This window comes from Variovorax sp. 54, from assembly GCF_002754375.1.
In the GTDB taxonomy this organism is placed as follows: Bacteria; Pseudomonadota; Gammaproteobacteria; order Burkholderiales; family Burkholderiaceae_C; genus Variovorax.
The window spans coordinates 3961505-3977690 of record NZ_PEFF01000001.1 but is presented as its reverse complement, the minus strand read 5'-3'; the positions used below and the strand labels follow the sequence as shown (position 1 = coordinate 3977690).

At 65.9% G+C, this 16186-nt stretch carries 13 protein-coding genes and 2 riboswitches; of the genes, 3 read left to right on the top strand and 10 right to left on the bottom strand.

The window, feature by feature from the left end; translation table 11 throughout:
* Nucleotides 1-27: 27 nt before the first annotated feature.
* From CLU95_RS18355 to rfbB, 7 genes are read right to left on the bottom strand one after another with little or no spacing between them, the layout of a single operon-like run.
* The gene (locus tag CLU95_RS18355; protein ID WP_180288639.1) at nt 28-3474 is read right to left on the bottom strand and encodes a glycosyltransferase; all 3447 of its coding nucleotides are present in this window, start codon (nt 3472-3474) and stop codon (nt 28-30) included.
* Between the two features lie 32 nt (nt 3475-3506).
* The gene (locus CLU95_RS18350; RefSeq protein ID WP_099794927.1) at nt 3507-4433 is read right to left on the bottom strand and encodes an NAD-dependent epimerase/dehydratase family protein; all 927 of its coding nucleotides are present in this window, start codon (nt 4431-4433) and stop codon (nt 3507-3509) included.
* Between the two features lie 3 nt (nt 4434-4436).
* Nucleotides 4437-5153, bottom strand: coding sequence for a sugar phosphate nucleotidyltransferase (locus CLU95_RS18345; protein WP_099794926.1), 717 nt, complete (start codon nt 5151-5153; stop codon nt 4437-4439).
* A gap of 13 nt (nt 5154-5166) precedes the next feature.
* On the bottom strand, nt 5167-6171 hold the full coding sequence (locus tag CLU95_RS18340; RefSeq protein WP_099794925.1) for a GDP-mannose 4,6-dehydratase: 1005 nt from the start codon (nt 6169-6171) through the stop codon (nt 5167-5169).
* 37 nt (nt 6172-6208) lie between these two features.
* Nucleotides 6209-7096, bottom strand: coding sequence for a glucose-1-phosphate thymidylyltransferase RfbA (rfbA, locus tag CLU95_RS18335; RefSeq protein WP_099794924.1), 888 nt, complete (start codon nt 7094-7096; stop codon nt 6209-6211).
* A 42-nt stretch (nt 7097-7138) separates the two neighbouring features.
* Nucleotides 7139-8029 carry a dTDP-4-dehydrorhamnose reductase gene (rfbD, locus tag CLU95_RS18330; RefSeq protein ID WP_099794923.1) on the bottom strand — a complete coding sequence of 297 codons (891 nt, stop codon included), beginning with the start codon at nt 8027-8029 and terminating at the stop codon, nt 7139-7141.
* Nucleotides 8026-9105: a dTDP-glucose 4,6-dehydratase gene (gene rfbB, locus CLU95_RS18325; RefSeq protein ID WP_099794922.1), complete on the bottom strand. Its 1080-nt coding sequence runs from the start codon at nt 9103-9105 to the stop codon at nt 8026-8028. Before rfbB ends, rfbD begins: the two co-directional genes overlap by 4 nt.
* Nucleotides 9106-9223: 118 nt before the next feature.
* Nucleotides 9224-9314, top strand: a riboswitch (glycine riboswitch).
* A 44-nt stretch (nt 9315-9358) separates the two neighbouring features.
* Nucleotides 9359-9465, top strand: a riboswitch (glycine riboswitch).
* Nucleotides 9466-9556: 91 nt separating this feature from the next.
* On the opposite strand from rfbB, the gene CLU95_RS18320 reads away from it, so the two are divergent.
* A complete protein-coding gene (locus CLU95_RS18320; RefSeq protein ID WP_099794921.1) occupies nt 9557-10858 on the top strand; it encodes a D-amino acid dehydrogenase in 1302 nt (433 codons plus the stop codon).
* Nucleotides 10859-10877: 19 nt separating this feature from the next.
* Here CLU95_RS18320 and CLU95_RS18315 read toward each other — a convergent pair whose 3' ends face one another.
* The 3 genes from CLU95_RS18315 to CLU95_RS18305 form a co-directional block, all read right to left on the bottom strand.
* Nucleotides 10878-12158: an FIST signal transduction protein gene (locus CLU95_RS18315; RefSeq protein WP_099794920.1), complete on the bottom strand. Its 1281-nt coding sequence runs from the start codon at nt 12156-12158 to the stop codon at nt 10878-10880.
* 49 nt (nt 12159-12207) lie between these two features.
* Nucleotides 12208-12999, bottom strand: a complete 792-nt coding sequence (locus CLU95_RS18310; RefSeq protein WP_099794919.1) for a PhaM family polyhydroxyalkanoate granule multifunctional regulatory protein — start codon at nt 12997-12999, stop codon at nt 12208-12210.
* Between the two features lie 64 nt (nt 13000-13063).
* Complete coding sequence (locus CLU95_RS18305) at nt 13064-14500, bottom strand: aminotransferase-like domain-containing protein (protein WP_099794918.1); 1437 nt, start codon at nt 14498-14500, stop codon at nt 13064-13066.
* 134 nt (nt 14501-14634) lie between these two features.
* Here CLU95_RS18305 and CLU95_RS18300 point away from each other — a divergent pair, with 134 nt between their 5' ends.
* Both CLU95_RS18300 and CLU95_RS18295 read left to right on the top strand, forming a co-directional pair.
* Nucleotides 14635-15234, top strand: coding sequence for a LysE family translocator (locus CLU95_RS18300; protein ID WP_099794917.1), 600 nt, complete (start codon nt 14635-14637; stop codon nt 15232-15234).
* Nucleotides 15231-16181 (top strand): DMT family transporter, encoded by a 951-nt coding sequence (locus tag CLU95_RS18295; protein ID WP_099794916.1) that lies wholly within the window; start codon nt 15231-15233, stop codon nt 16179-16181. Before CLU95_RS18300 ends, CLU95_RS18295 begins: the two co-directional genes overlap by 4 nt.
* Nucleotides 16182-16186: the final 5 nt, after the last annotated feature.

Here is a 16186-nt window from a genome sequence, read left to right as displayed (position 1 = left end):
GTATTGCGCGGAGTTGGCTGGACTGGTTCACCCCCGTCCAATCAAGCGCCGCAGCTCGCCCTCATATTGCCGGAGCATTGCCTGAATGTCGAAACGACTCTCCGCAAAGGCTCTGGCTGCCAATTGAAAGTTTTGGAGCTTCTGCTTGTCCGACGCAAGCTCTTCAATCCTGCGAGCGAATTCATCGTACGCACCGGGCGCGCACAGATAGCCTTGCCGCCCTTCTTCGATCATGTCCGGCAGCGCCCCCACCCTGGACGCGATCACCGCCGCGCCGCTGGCCAATGCTTCCATGATGATGTTCGGCCGCCCGTCAAGCCGTGACGGCAGGCACAGGATGTCGCACGCCTGGAGGTAAGGCTTGAGATCCGGTACGGACCCTTTCAACAGGAATCTTCCCGGCGGAAAATTGGCCGCTGCAATGGCCAACCTGAGTTCCGGCTCGAGAGACCCGGTGCCGGTCATCAAAAACACCGCCTTCGATTCGCTGGAAAGGCGCTTTGCTATTTCGACGAAGCCCAGAGGGTCTTTTTCTTCGGACCAACGGCCAAAGAATCCGACGACTGTCGCATCTTCAGGAATATCACCGGCCATCACGGACAGTTGCCCTGGGGCCGCCGGCGCGTTTTGATCGAGATCGACACCGCTTTCCACCAGGCTGATGCGCCCCGGCGATTCGCCTGCGGCGATCAACCATTCCCGGACTTCGGTATTTTCAATGAAGGTCAGGTCGATGCAGTCGGCATACCGCCGGTTGTTGGCTGTATGGCCCACCGTATTGAAAAGCAAGTCGGCCACGGCAAGGCGCGGATACCTGAGCTTCCATGCGGGCAGGCAGTCATAGGCAAAAGCACTGCCGATCACCCAGAGAATCTGGACATCCCTGGATTGCAGCAGGTGATCGAGAAAGTCCCGCCAGTACTCGACTTCGAGAAACCGCGGCAAATGGAATATTTCCGGCGTTGCCGATTCGAACCAGGAGGTGGTATCGCCGTGGGTTTGCCCCACGGGCACGGTGGTCACGATCACCACGCGCCACCCATTTCGCACCAATTGCGCAACGATGGCGCTCAACAAACGCTCGGCACCGCCCAGAACCAGGAATGGCAAGGCAATCAACAGTGTGGGGCCGGTGGCCGCCTGAACATGGAAATTTCGCCGGGTCGCAAAAGACTGCGGCGGACGGCCTGGTGGGGAAGCGCTGACCGCTCTCGCGGACTGGAGCACGTCTTCCGTCAGCACGTCGTCGTTGAAGCGGCGGACCAGCAGCTTCTGGATTTCGTTATCGAGCACGTCGCTTCGATTGCTCAGCGTGTTGCCGTGGCTGCGATAGTGGAAAAGCGGCTCGCGAATGCCGATGAAGCGCGCGCCGAGCGCCGCAAGACGCACCCAGAACAACCAGTCCTCGTGGACATGGCCGGTGGTCGGGTCCGTGTCCCGGTAGCCACCGGCCTTGCGCCAGAGCTCCTTGCTGTACACGGCGCAAGTGAGCGCATTGTTGCCATCGAGCAGCATGTCCAGGGTCGGGCGTTCGTGCGGCGTCCAGACATCCGACCTGTCGCCGAAGAACTGCAGCCCCGGCGAGACCACCCCGTAGCCGGAATGCTCCAGCATGAAGACCGCCTTCTCGATGTAAGTCGGCGCGATGCGGTCGTCGGCATCCAGGCAGCAGATGTATTTGCCCCTGGCGTGGCTGATGCCGAAGTTGCGGTTGGCGCCGGCACGGTACGGTTGGTCCTGCAGCAACAGACGCAGTTTGGGCGATGCCTTGGAGACGGCGTCGATCAGGCGCTGGCGGGATTCGGGGGAGCTCGAGCCCCCCTCCACCACGATGATCTCGATGTCGGTGAAGGTCTGCGCCTCGACCGAGCGAATCGCCTCGCCCACGAGGTGGCCGTAGTTGAAGCAAGGAATCACGATGCTGACGAGCGGCCGATCCAATGGCCAGTCCGCTCCGCTCGGCGGTTTCACGGCATCCGGCACCACGCCTGCCGGCGCGAGGAGACGGACCGCCGCCGCAGTGCGCCTTGCGGCCTCCAGGTTCCTGGCGCCGCCTCCGGCCAGCGCACGCCGGCGCCTGAATTCCCGCAGGTGATCGAAGATGCGACCCCGAAGCGTCCACCACGCCAGCTTTGCGACTTGCTTGGCCCGTCGTGCCGCGCGGGGATTGTTCGTCGCCCAGCGACGCAAGGGCGTCGTGGCCCGCCATGCGATGGTTTGTTGCATGGCCTCCAGCCGACCCGCAGCCTCCAGCGCCCGATGTTCCATGGCGGCGGTCTTCGCGACCTCCTCGGAGAGTTTCCTGCGAAGCGCCGCCGCTTCTCCCTCACGCTCCGCGGCCCGCCTGATCTCGAAGTTGATGGCCTCGGTGGCCTGCGCCGCATTGAGACGCGCGTCTGCGAGGATCACTTCGACTTCGCCCTTCAGGCGTTGGACCTCGCGGCTCGCGGCCCCGAAACTCACCGGTTGCCAGGCACCGGATTGCAGCCGCTTCAGGTCAAACGACCAGAGCTGGGCGATGCGCGCAACCAGCGGCGGCGTGAACTCGTTGCCGTCCAGTCGAGTGAGCGATCGCACCGAGGCTTCGGTCGCCTGGCCCGCATGCAGAAGGAACAGGTGCGTCAGGGCCTTGGCTTCCTCGGCCGTCGCGCCATCGAAGTCGGCGCTCATCAAGCGGTCAAAAACTTCCTTGACGCGCGCAGCCTGGCGTTCGTTCTTCGTGACGATGCCGACATAAGTCGAAGCGTAGTCTTTGATGAGAACTTCCGCGCCGATCAGGTGAGCGCCGAGCTCCGTTTCGACGATGTGGCGGATCGCCCCCTCGGTTGGATAGTAGATGTGCTCCAGCGAACTGTTCAGCCATGCCGCGTTGCTGGCCTCGGCCGACATGACAGGTACCTCGAACAGCAGGAACCCGTCGTCTTTCAGCAGTTCGATGGCGGCGTGGAATCCACCGCGAAAATCGAGCAGATGCTCGAAGACGGCGATGGCGGTCACCACATCGAACCCGGCGCGATGGTCATGCACCAGCTGCGGATCCAGCAGGTCGTTGCCAAGAAGCCGGATGCCCTTGTCCCGCGCCTGCCCGGCCGCCTTGGCATTGACTTCGATGCCGGACTTGTCGAAAGCGCTTGTGAACTTGTCCAGCAAGTAGCCGTCCGCGCAGCCTATGTCGAGGATCTTTCCGTGGTCGGCCAGAAGCCGGACCAGCGCGGCCGCCCAACCCAGTCCGTGCTCGGCCATGAAGTTGTAGTCCGCATAGCCGCTGCTCGTGCCGTTCACGTAATAGTTGTCGTCGTAGTACGCCTGCGTGCTCTCAGGCAGGTTGGCGATCACACCCAGGCCGCAATAGCTGCATCGCTTGATTTCCATGCCATCCGCCCGGATGGCGAACGGCTTGAAGCTGGTACCGGAACACGCGTTGCAGATCATTTTTGTTGTTTGCCAGTAGAAAACGAAAGGGCTGTCCGGCATCGGGCCGAACACGTCCCTTGCACGCCCTCGGTCTAAGTTGCGGAGATCTCTTCGCGCGCGCTGCGCAGGATCGCGTCGAGAACCGAGTCCATGTCGGAGCGCCCGGCATGCAGCCCCAGGGCCTTCAACCTGGACGGATCGCCGACGAAAGCTCTGACATCACTGTTGCCGCGTCGCGATTCATCGTGCTGCAACTCGACCGGCACGCCGGAGACAGCGATCAAGCGCTGGGTCAGGTCAAGCAGACGTTGTCCGTCGCCGCTGCAGATGTTCACCACCTGCGCAGAGGTGTCGCTCACCAGGGACAGATCGACGAGAAGCTTCGCAGCGATCCGGACATCCATGAAGTCCCGCACAACATCGAGATCGCCGGTTGCCAGCACACCGCCACGCGCGCCCATGCTGGCGATCTGGTGTGCAAAGCTTCCCAGGGCCAGAGATTTCGGCATGCCAGGTCCGATGGGATTGAACAGTCGGGCCACCACCACGGGCAGCCCACGCGAAGCGGCGACGAAGGCATGACTCGTCTGGGCCAGCTTGCTTGCACCGTAGGCCGTGTTGGGACGGCACGCCACATCCTCGTGCACGGGCTGCTGGGCGGCGGGCACTGCCCCGTATTCGGCTGCGCTTCCCGCCAGGAGCACGCGCGGCTTGCGCGACATGGCGAGCGCGGCATCCAGCAGGTTGGCCGCGAAGACGACATTGGCCTCGTAGAGCTCGCTGTAAGAGGGGGCGGAGGAAACACCCGCCAGATGCACGACGAACTGTGGCTCTATGGACGAGAGCAGAGCGCGGACCTCGGCCGTATCGGCAGGATCGGAAAGCACGCGCCTTGCTTCGCCTGCGACAGCAGGCCGTTCGGTTCTGCTGACGGCGAAGACTTCAAGGCCGCGCGCCCGCAGTTCTTCAAGCACCGCCCGCCCGACGAATCCGCTGGCACCGGTGACAAGCACACGCATGGGCTACTCGGGCAGGAAAAGCTCGCGACTCTCGTCGAACATCTTCTGCGCCGTCGAGTAGTCATCCGGCCGACCGATGTCGAGCCAGAAGCTCTCGGGCTGTTGATGGCAGCGCACCTTCTTGCCGGCCGCGCTCAGCTTGAGCAACAGGTCCGGCATGTCCAGGTGAACGCCCTCGCTGACATGCGGCTTCACCGCATCGCGATTGAGCATGTAGAGGCCCATGCTGACCAGGTGCTTGCTCATGGGCTTCTCGAGGTAGCCCTGGAGATTCATCTCCGCATCGACCTGGATGAGCCCGAAATCGATCTTGACCTCTCTTTCGTAGACACAGATCGTGGCATCCGACTGCCGCTCCGCATGCGTGCGGATCAGCTGACCGATATCGAAAGTGGTGAGCAGATCGCCGTTGGTGACGATGAAGTTCTCGCCGACCTTGTCGATCAATGCGCCGAGCGGGCCGGCCGTGCCCAGAGGGCTGTCCTCGAGGCTGTAGTCGATCTTCAGCCCGAATCGCGAACCGTCGCCGCAAAACGCGCGGATCAGGTGATGCAAATGGTTGACCGCGAGGAAGACTTCCTCGACGCCGGCACGACGAAGCTGCCGCAGCAGCAGCTCCAGCACGGGCATGTCCCCCAGGGGCATGAGAGGCTTGGGAAACGAGGCGGTGAACGGCTGCAGGCGGGTGCCCTTGCCGCCGGCCATGACGACTGCTTTCATGATACGTGCTCCCTTAGACGGTGTAGACCGCGGGGCGGTACAGGTGGATGTTGCGCCGGATGAATTCGATGCTCTGGCGCAATCCCTCATCCAGATCGACTTGCGGCGACCATCCCATCAACTTCGCGGCCAGTGCGTTGTCGGAGACGAGCTTCAAGACCTCGCTCTTGTCAGGGCGCATGCGCGCGGTGTCCGCAACGATCTCTTTTTCCACGCCCATCAGCTTGAGGATGCGCTCGGCAAAGTGGCCGATCGTGTAGGTCGAGCCGGTTCCCAGGTTGATGGTCTGCCCCTCGATGCCGGGTGTCACCGAAGCGGCGACGAAACCGGCGACCGTGTCCGTCACGAAGGTCATGTCGCGCTCGGGAGTCAGCGACCCGAGCTTGATCACGTCCTGCGTCAGTGCCTGCGAGATGATCGTCGGAATGAATGCCCTGGCCGACTGACGCGGGCCGAAGGTGTTGAACGGGCGCAAGGTCACGACACCGGTATCGAACGAGCGGTAGTAGCTCTCGGCAATCTTGTCCGCCCCGATCTTCGAGGCCGAGTAAGGCGACTGCCCTTGCAGCGGATGTTCTTCGTCGATTGGAACGCGCACCGCGGTGCCGTACACCTCCGAGGTGCTCGTGTGGACGACGCGACGAACCGACAGCCGACGCGCGGCCTCCACGACGTTGAGCGTTCCCTCGACGTTGGTGCGCACGTAGCTGCGCGGCGCAACGTACGAATACGGAATGGCGATCAACGCCGCCAGATGGCAGACGACGTCAATGCCCTGCATGGCGTGCATGACGAAATCACCATCGTCGATGTTGCCCGCCACAACGCGAAACTGGCCCTTCACATCATCGGGCGCGAATTCCAGGTTGCCCCAGCTCGATGCGGAACCATAACGAACCATGGCAGTGACGTCTGCGCCGGCGCGCACCAGCGCTTCGACAAGATGGCTGCCGATGAACCCGCCTGCGCCGGTTACGAGGTATTTTTGACCCGTCAGGGTTTGAGTTGATGCATGCATGGCTTGTGCTACCGAAGAAATTGTTGTGAGTCAGTATTCAGAATGAGTGCTCTTCGGCAAGCAGCCGATTGAGGTACTTGCCGTAAGCATTCTTCTGCAATGGCAAGGCCAGTCGCGCCAGTTGTTCCTTGTCGATGAACCCTTGTCGCCACGCGATTTCCTCCGGGCAAGCGATCTTCAACCCTTGCCGGTGCTCCAGCGTCGCAATGAACTGCCCCGCCTCGAGCAGGCTTTCATGCGTGCCGGTATCGAGCCAGGCGTAGCCGCGCTGCATGATCTGCACGTTGAGCTGGCCGAGATCGAGGTACGCCTGATTGACAGCCGTGATCTCGAGTTCGCCTCGCGGGCTCGGCTTCACCGCCTTGGCGATGTCGATGACCTGGTTGTCGTAGAAATACAGGCCGGTCACCGCATAGTTGCTCTTGGGCTTAAGCGGCTTTTCCTCGATGCTGCTGGCCTTGCCCTGCGCGTCGAACGCCACCACGCCATAGCGCTCCGGATCGTGCACGTGGTACGCGAAAACAGTGGCTCCCGAGTCCTGCGCGTCGGCACCGCCCAGCAGATGGGCAAAGTCATGCCCGTAGAAGATGTTGTCCCCCAACACCAGCGCGCTCGGCGAATTGCCCACGAACTTCTCGCCGATGATGAACGCCTGCGCCAGCCCATCAGGACTCGGTTGCACCGCGTACTGCAGATTCATGCCCCACTGGCTGCCGTCGCCCAGCAGCTGCTGGAAGCGCGGCGTGTCCTGCGGCGTGCTGATGATCAGGATGTCGCGCATGCCGCCGAGCATCAGGGTGCTCAGCGGGTAATAGATCATCGGCTTGTCGTACACCGGCAGCAGCTGCTTGCTCATGGCGAGCGTGGCCGGGTGCAGGCGGGTGCCGGAGCCACCGGCGAGGATGATGCCTTTGCGTTGCGTCATGGGGGTCTTCTTCTGTAGGGGCCGGAAAAATCAGTCAGTCGGTCAGAGCGTCTCGCGCAGCATGCGCGCGACGCCTTCCTGCCAGGGCGGCAGGCGCAGTCCGAAGGTGGTCTGCAGCTTGGTGGTGTCGAGCCGCGAGTTGTGCGGTCGCGTCGCGGGCGTCGGGAAGGCGCTGGTGGGCACGGCTTCCACGGCCTGCGGGCCGGCCTTGAGTTCGACGCCGGCTTGCTGCGCCATCTCGAGCACGAAGCGCGCGTAGCCGTGCCAGCTGGTCTCACCACCGGCGATGGCGTGGTACAGCCCGGCCTTGGTCGGGTCTTGCAGCGTGGCGCGGATGGCGTGCGCGGTGATGTCGGCCAGCAGCTCCGCGCCGGTCGGTGCGCCGAACTGATCGTCGATGACGGTCAGCTTGTCGCGCTCCTTGGCCAGGCGCAGCATGGTCTTGGCGAAGTTACCGCCGCGTGCGGCATAGACCCAGCTGGTGCGAAAGATCAGGTGCTTCGCGCAGTGCTTGGCCACCAGTTGCTCGCCTTCGAGCTTGGTCTGGCCGTACACGCTGAGCGGGCCGGTCGCGTCGTCTTCTTTCCAGGGCCGGGTACCACTACCGTCGAAGACGTAGTCGGTGGAGTAATGCACCATCAGCGCGCCGATCTGCTGCGCCGCCTCGGCCACCACGCCGGGCGAGGTGGCGTTGAGCTTGCGCGCGAAGTCGGGCTCGCTCTCGGCCTTGTCGACGGCGGTGTGCGCGGCGGCATTGACGATGACGTCGGGGCGCACCGCCAGCACCGTCTCGGCCAGCTGCTCGGGACGGCTGAAGTCGGCGTGGAAGTCGGTGCTGTCGAAATCCAGCGCGACCAGTTCGCCGAGCGGCGCGAGGCTGCGCTGCAGCTCCCAGCCGACCTGTCCGCCCTTGCCAAGCAGCAGCAGCTTCATGCGCCGGCCTTCGCCGTCGTGGCGTCGTACTGCTTCTCGACCCACTCACGGTACGCGCCGCTTTGCACGTTGCGCACCCACTCGCCGTTGGCGAGGTACCACTCGACGGTCTTGCGGATGCCGGTGTCGAAGGTCTCGGCGGGCTTCCAGCCGAGTTCGGCCTCGAGCTTGCGTGCATCGATGGCATAGCGGCGGTCGTGGCCCGGGCGGTCCGTGACGTAGGTGATCTGTTCCTTGTACGGCTTGCCGTCGGCGCGGGGGCTCAGTTCGTCGAGCAGCGCACACACGGTGTTGACGATCTCGATGTTGGGCTTCTCGTTCCAGCCGCCCACGTTGTAGGTCTCGCCGAGCCGGCCGGCTTCGAGCACGCGGCGGATGGCGCTGCAGTGGTCCTTCACGTAGAGCCAGTCGCGCACCTGCATGCCGTCGCCGTACACGGGCAGGTTCTTGCCGGCGAGTGCGTTGACGATCATCAGCGGGATCAGCTTCTCGGGGAAGTGGAACGGGCCGTAGTTGTTCGAGCAGTTGGTGGTGACCACCGGCAGGCCGTAGGTGTGGTGCCAGGCGCGCACGAGGTGGTCGCTGGCGGCCTTGCTGGCCGAGTACGGGCTGTTGGGCTCGTACTTGTTCTCTTCAGTGAAGGCCGGATCGGTCTTGGAGAGCGAGCCGTAGACCTCGTCGGTCGACACATGCAGGAAGCGGAAGGCCGCCTTCTGGTCGGCCGGAAGGGCGTTCCAGTAACCGCGCACCGATTCGAGCAGGCGGAAGGTGCCGAGCACGTTGGTCTGCACGAAGTCTTCCGGGCCGTGGATCGAACGGTCGACGTGCGATTCCGCGGCAAAGTTCACGACGGCACGCGGTTTGTGCTCGGCCAGCAGGCGGTCGAGCAGCGCGCTGTCGCCGATGTCGCCTTGCACGAAGACGTGGTTCGCGTTGCCCTTGAGCGATGCGAGGGTCTCGAGGTTGCCTGCGTAGGTCAGCTTGTCGAGGTTCACGACGGGCTCGCCGCCCTGCGCGATCCAGTCGAGTACGAAATTGGCGCCAATGAAGCCTGCGCCGCCGGTAACCAGGATCATGGGGCTCCCTGCATGTAGAAAAAAGTTTGCTTTACCGAAAATCAACATTCAATTATCCCATCGGTGTGAAGTGCCGATGTACAGGGCTTGGCCGGCTTGCGGGGCCCGCCTACAATCGGCAGCAATTGCAGGAGAGCGGGCTTCCATGGAGGCCCTACCGAAGGCGCAAACTCCCATAAACGCTCAGGTCGGCCCGACGACATTCCAGGCAACGCCAAGGAATTTCGGCAAGGGGTCAGTACTGCACTCATCGATACAGCCGTCTGGAGAGCCGCCACGCCATGTGGCGCACCGAAGGAGCAAACCCGCTGCGGGTGCAGCAGGGTGAATCTCTCAGGTACCGAGGACAGGGGGAGCGGCAACTTGGACAGCGGTCGTCCGGTTGCTTGCTATTCATTCAATAGCACTCCACGCCCGCCGTTCAAGCGCTGCAAACTCAAAGGTACTTGCAATGCGTGTGATCGTTCTTGGCGCCGGCCTGCTCGGCGTGACTTCGGCCTATTACCTCCAGCAACTCGGTCACGAGGTGACCGTGATCGATCGGCAGGCCACCCCGGCCGCCGAAACCAGCTTCGCCAACGGCGGCCAGATCTCGGTCAGCCATGCCGAACCGTGGGCCAATCCGAGCGCGCCGCTGAAGGTGCTGCAATGGCTCGGCAAGGAAGATGCGCCGCTGCTCTTCCGCATCCGCGCCGACATGCGCCAGTGGCTCTGGGGCCTGCAGTTTTTGCGCGAATGCACCCCCGCGCGCACCCGCCACAACATCGAACAGATCGTTCGTCTCGGTACATACAGCCGGGAAATGTTGCAGCAATTGCGTCGAGACACCGGCCTGAGCTATGACCAGCGCACGCAGGGCATCCTGCACTTCTATACGACGCAGAAAGAATTCGACGGCGCCCTCAAGCCCTCCGAGCAGATGCGCGCCCTGGGCTGCGAGCGCCTGGTCATCTCGGCCGACGAGGCCATCAAGATCGAACCCGCCCTCGCCCACATCCGTCCGCAACTCGCCGGCGCCACGTACACCGCCGAAGACGAGTCGGGCGACGCCAACCGTTTCGCGCGCGAGCTCGTGAAGCTGGCCGAAGCGGCCGGCGTGAAGTTCCTCATGAGCCACACCGTGACCGCGCTGCGCGAAGCCGGCGGCAGCATCGACCACATCGAAGCCACCGACAACGAAGGCCGCTTCCAGCGCATCCGCGGCGACGCCTTCGTGCTCGCGATGGGTTCGCTGAGCCCGCTGTACGCCGCGCCGTTGGGCATTCGCCTGCCGATCTACCCGGCCAAGGGCTACTCGGTGACGCTGCCCGTGAAGGACGCATCGAAGGCGCACCAGGTCTCGCTCACCGACGACGAATACAAGCTGGTGTTCTCGCGCTACACGTCCGAATCGGGCGACCGCCTGCGCATCGCCGGCACGGCCGAACTCAACGGCTACGACCGCGACCTGAACCGCGTGCGCTGCGAAGCGATCGTGCGGCGCGTCGAAGAACTCTTCCCCGGCGCCGGCGACACCGAGCGCGCGCAGTTCTGGACCGGCCTGCGCCCGGCCACGCCGAGCAACGTGCCGCTGATCGGCAAGACCAAGCTGCCGAACCTGTTCCTCAACACGGGCCACGGCACGCTCGGCTGGACGCACGCTTGCGGCTCGGGCAAGTCGATCGCGCGCATCGTGAGCGGGCTCGCACCCGAGGTCGACTTCGCGTTCGCCGGCATGCCGGCGCCCGCACCGCGCGCGTTGCAACCGGCCTGAACGCAACCGGCGCCGGACCTCAGTCCGGCGCGGTGAACACCGTCAGCACACCGGTGTAGCCGTACAGGTGGTGGCGTGCGATTTCGCCGGCGGCGAAGAAGCCGACCAGCGGCACGTCGCCCAGCGCATGGCGCACGATCTGCAGCTCGGCGCCCGGTGCGCCGAAGTGCGGACCGCCGCGCCCCGAGCAGCTCACGTACACCGCGCCCGCGATGCGGCGCGCGGGATGCGGCGCGGCCTCCGCCTCGCCGGCCGCCACGGCGCGCGCGGTGGCCAGCGTCTGTTCTTCGGGCTCCAGCTCTTCGCGGATCTCGGCGCAGATGCGCATCAGGTCGGCGCGTGCCGCCTGCGCGTTGCGGCGGCAGAAACTCAGCCGCATGCCGGCCTCGGCGTTGTCGGCAATCGCGATGCCGCGCCGCGTCGGATCGAGGCCGATGATGTGGCGCACCAGCACGTCGGCGCCCAAGTCGCCGGTGCGGCGCAGGCCGTCGCTGCCCGCGTCGGCCAGGCCGACCAGCGTGTTGCGCACGGCGTCGATGGCTTCCTGCGGCCGGTCGAGCGACACCTGCAGGTCGGCCAGCAGCACGTCGAGCGCCGGTTCGCCGTCGAGCGACAGCAGCAGGTTGCCGTCGGCCTCGGTGATCTCGCGCTCGCGCGCGCCGCCGGTGCGCAGCGGCTGGCAGCCTTGCGTGACGCGCGACACCAGCCGCACGCCCTCGCCGAACACCACGCCCGACAGGCCGCCCGAGAACACACCACCCGCCGCGCCGTGGCCGCGGATGTTGCCGTTGCCGCCGACCGCGAACTGGAGCGCCCCGCCGCGGCCGGACGAGAGCCCGCCGAACAGGTAGCCGGTGTCGGTGCGGCCCGCCATCTCGGCGATGAGTTCGCCCAGGTCGGGCGTGGCGGGGTCGGCGTGCACGAGCGCGGTGTGCGCCTCGAAGCCGCTCATTTCGGAGCTGCCCAGCGGCGCCACGCCCGAGAACACGCGGTACTGGTCGCTCGGCAGCGCGCACAGCATCAGGCTCAGGCCGGGCTCGTCAAAGTACTCGGCGTTGTTGGCCGACACGCCGATGCCGACCGTGCCCGACCAGTCGGTCACTTCGGGCAGCTCGCCGCTCAGGTGATCGAGGATCTCCTGCGCCTCGCTCGCGTAGTGGTCGGTGATGTAGAGCAGCCCGAGCGTCGGGTTCGACGCGTAGTCAGGCAGCGCCATCTGCGCGCGCAATTGGGCCAGCACGAGGCCGGCGGCCATGCGCCATTGCGGGTGGGTGGCATGGCCGGTGGGAAACAGTTTCATGGTGCGTACCGACCCGTGCGTCGTCGTCTGGAAAGGTGGCTGTAAGACGTCAGCGCCGGCCGGAGGTTCGCTTGCGCGCGGCGGCGGACGTGGTTTTCTTGCGCGCGGCGGGTGCCGGCGCGGCTTTCTTGGGGGCGGCCTTTTTCGCAGCGGCGGTCTTGGCGGCCGGCTTGCGTGCCGCCGTCGCCTTGCCGATGACCTGCCCCACGGCGTCGGCCAGCGGCTGCGCCATGGCCGGCACCTTGAGCTGCGCCGCGTCCTGCAGCGCCGTGCTCGCGATCTGCTGGAACTGTTCGGTGAGCGAGCCCCACCATTGCATCGGGTCGACGCCGGCAGCGCCAGCCGTGGCCGTCTTGGCGCGCGACTTCTTCGTCGGCGCCGGGGTTTCTTCTTCCGCTTCTTCTTCCTCGGCCTCGTCGAACTCTTCTTCCTCTTCCTCGACGGCCTCCGGTTCGGGCCGGGGTGCGGGAGCCGGAGCGGCAGGGGCCGATGCAGGCGCTGGCGCCATGGCCGCGGCCTGCTTGGTGAACGCGCTGGCGATGTCTTCCATCCGCACGTTCATGCCGCGCAGGGTCGACAGCGTCATCTTCTGCACCTCGAGCGCCTGGATGGTCGCCTTGAGCGCGTGGCCGTTCTGTTCGAGCCAGTACTGGACCGTCTTCAATTCCTGGATGCGCTTGTCGACCTCTTCGACGCTCATGGTGGGCGCGACCCAGCTGGCGAGGCTGGGGATGCCGGGCACCGACCCGGAGCCAGCTGCGGCACCGCCGGCGAGGTTCTTCAGGAAGTCGAATCCGGGGACGAACTGGCTGAAGTCGAAGGGTTTGCTGGCGTTGCTCATGCGGGAGGTCTCCTGGCTGGGTTTTCTTGTGTTGCCAGCTTACTCCAAGCCCTTTGCCAGCGAATCAGAGCTCGTCCCTGACGCGGCTGAAAACTTTCCAGAAATTCGCGTCCTGCGAGGTCGCGAAGTTGATCCGCATCATCGTGCTCGGCGGGCGCCGCGCATGGAACAGCGAGCCCGGCGCCAGCAGGTAGCCCTGGTCGAGCATGCGCTGCGTGAGCGCGTCGGTGTCGACGCCCGTGTCGACCCAGCCGAACAGCCCCGCGGGCTCCGAGGCGAAGCGACAGCCGTGCGCCATCGCGAGCTTGACCGTGCGGGCGCGCGCGCCGTCGAGCCGGATGCGGATGCGCTCCGAATGCCGGCGCAGCTGGCCCTGGTCGATGCACCACGACAGCGCCCGCTCGAACAACGTGGGCGAGGTCAGCGTGGCCAGCAGCTTGGTCTCGAGCAGCCGCTCCTTCAGCGCGGGCGAGGCGGCCAGGAAGCCGATGCGCCAGTTGGGCGCCAGGATCTTCGCGAAGCCGCTGACGTAGATGGTGCGCTGCAGCCCGTCGAGCGCACTGAGCCGCGTGGCGTGCTCGGGCGCGAGGTGGCTGTAGGTGTCGTCCTCGACGATGTGGAAGTCGTATTCATTGGCCAGCTTGAGCACGCGGTGCGCGCTGCCCGGCGTGAGGCTGTAGCCGGTCGGGTTGTGCAGCACGCTCACGCTGACGAAGAGCTTGGGGCTGTGCAGCTTGCAGTACTGCGCCATCACGTCGAGGTCGGGCCCGTCGGCGCGGCGCGGCACCGGCAGGATGCGCATGCCCAGCGCCTCGAGCCGCGCGAACTCCAGCGCCCAGCCGGGCTCCTCGACCATCACCGGATCGCCCGCGCGCAGCAGCGTGCGGCTGACGATGTCCAGCGCGTGGGTGGCGCCGATGGTGGTGACGATCTGGTCGGGCGTGGCCGGCACGTTGATGCCCACCAGCTTCTGCGACAGGCTGCGGCGCAGGGCCATGTCGCCGGAGGGCTCGCCGTACTGGAGCGACAGCTCCTGCAGCGCCGCTGTACTGGTCACGCGCCGCACGGCCGTGGGCATGAAGGTCGACGCCATCCAGTCCGGCGGAAACACGCCCATGCCCGGCTGCGGCTTGTCGCTCGGGCGATGGAACATGCTGCGGATCAGCGAGCTGGCATCGGCCGGCACGCGCGAAGCCAGCATCTGCACGGCCATCGCCGCCGGCATGCCGACGGGGTCCGCACCATTGCCGGGGCGGCTGTCCTGTACCGGTGCCGAATCCCGCACATAGAAGCCGCGCTGCCGACGCGCCTCGACCAGCCCCTGCGCCAGCAACTGGTCGTACGCCGCGACCACGGTGTAGGGGCTCACGCCCTGCTGCCGCGCGCATTCGCGCACCGACGGCAGGCGGGCCCCGGGCGGCAGCAGGCGGGTGCGGATGCGTTCGGCCAGGCGGTCGGCCAGTTGGCTGGTGAGTGACTGGGTGGAGGTTCGTGTCAGCATGCGGTTCAGGGTGAAAAGGTGCTGCGACGGCAGGTGTGTCGAAGGGTGTACCGAAGAGATAACCAATACAGATTCAGATATTGTTCGATCATCTGTACCGGAACTGTAATGGTCTCAAGTTTAGAGTCTGTGACATGAACTGGCAAGAATTCACCGCGCTGCTGGTGCTGGCCACGGCGATGAGCTTCTCGCCCGGACCCAACACCACGCTCTCCACCGCCCTGGCGGCCAACGGCGGCCTGCCGCGCGCGATGCGCTTCGTGGTCGCGGTGCCGGTCGGCTGGACCTTGCTGCTCGCCATCTGCGCGGCCGGCGTCGGCGCGCTGGTGGTGGCCATGCCGCCGCTGCGCCTGGCGATCAAGGGCCTGGGCATCGCCTACCTGCTGTGGCTGGCCTACAAGCTCAGCGGCAGCGCCCAGCTCGGCAAGGCCGACAACGCCAGCCTCTCGGTCGGGTTCACGCAGGGCGTGATGCTGCAGTTCGTGAACATCAAGGCCTGGCTGCTGGCGCTCACGCTGGTGGCCGGCTGGATCGCCGGCCAGCCCGACGCGCTCGCGCGCTTCGCCATCGTCGCGCCGGTGATGCTGACCTACGCCTTCACGAGCAACTTCGCCTATGCGCTGGTCGGCGCGCTGTTGCGCGAGTGGCTGGCCAAGGACACGCGCCTCTTGTGGTTCAACCGCACGATGGGCCTGATCCTCGTGCTCACGGCCTGGTGGATGGTGGGCGTATGAAGCTCGCCATCAAGGACGAAACGCTGGGCATGTGGCTTGGCATGGTCGGTGTGGCGCTGTTCGCCGTCACGCTGCCGATGACGCGGCTGGCCACGGGCACACAAGACGCGCCGCAGCTGTCGCCGTGGTTCGTCACGGTCGGGCGTGCGGCGCTGGCGGGCGTGCTGTCGGCCATCTTCCTGCTGGTCACGCGCTCGCCGCGCCCGGCGGCGCACCAATGGAAGCCGCTGGGCATGGCGGTGCTGGGCAACGCGATCGGCTTTCCGCTGCTGCTGGCCTTTGCGCTGCGTGTGGTCACAGCCAGCCACGCGGCGGTGGTGACGGCGCTGCTGCCGCTGGTGACGGCCGCGGTCGCGGCCTGGGTGCTGCACCAGCGCGCGCGGCTGGGCTTCTGGCTCTGCGCCGTCGCGGGCAGCCTGCTGGTGGTGGTGTTCTCGGTGCTGCGCGCACAGCAGAGCGGGCACGGCTTCGGTTTCGAATGGGCCGACCTGCTGCTGGTCGGCGCGGTCATCGCGGCCTCGGTCGGCTACATCTACGGCGCGCAGGTCACGCCCGCGCTCGGTGCCGAGCGCGTGATCTGCTGGGTCTGCGTGATGGCGCTGCCCGTGTCGCTGCCCGCCACGATCGCCCTCTGGCCGCAGCAGCCCGTGGCCGCCTCGGCCTGGGTCGGCTTCACCTACGTGGGCATGTTCTCGATGTGGATCGGCTTCTTCGCGTGGTACCGCGGCCTGGCCCTGGGCGGCGCGCTGCGCGTGAGCCAGACGCAGCTGCTGCAGCCGTTTTTGTCGATCCTCGCCTCGATCCCGCTGCTGGGCGAACCGCTCGACCTGGTGACGCTGGGCTTCGCCGCCGCCGTGGTCGCCACGGTGGTGGTGGGCAAGCGGCTGTCGCAACCGGCGACGGCGCCCGCTGTGCCGCGCGGCGCCGAGCCGCAGGCCAGGAGCTGACGACC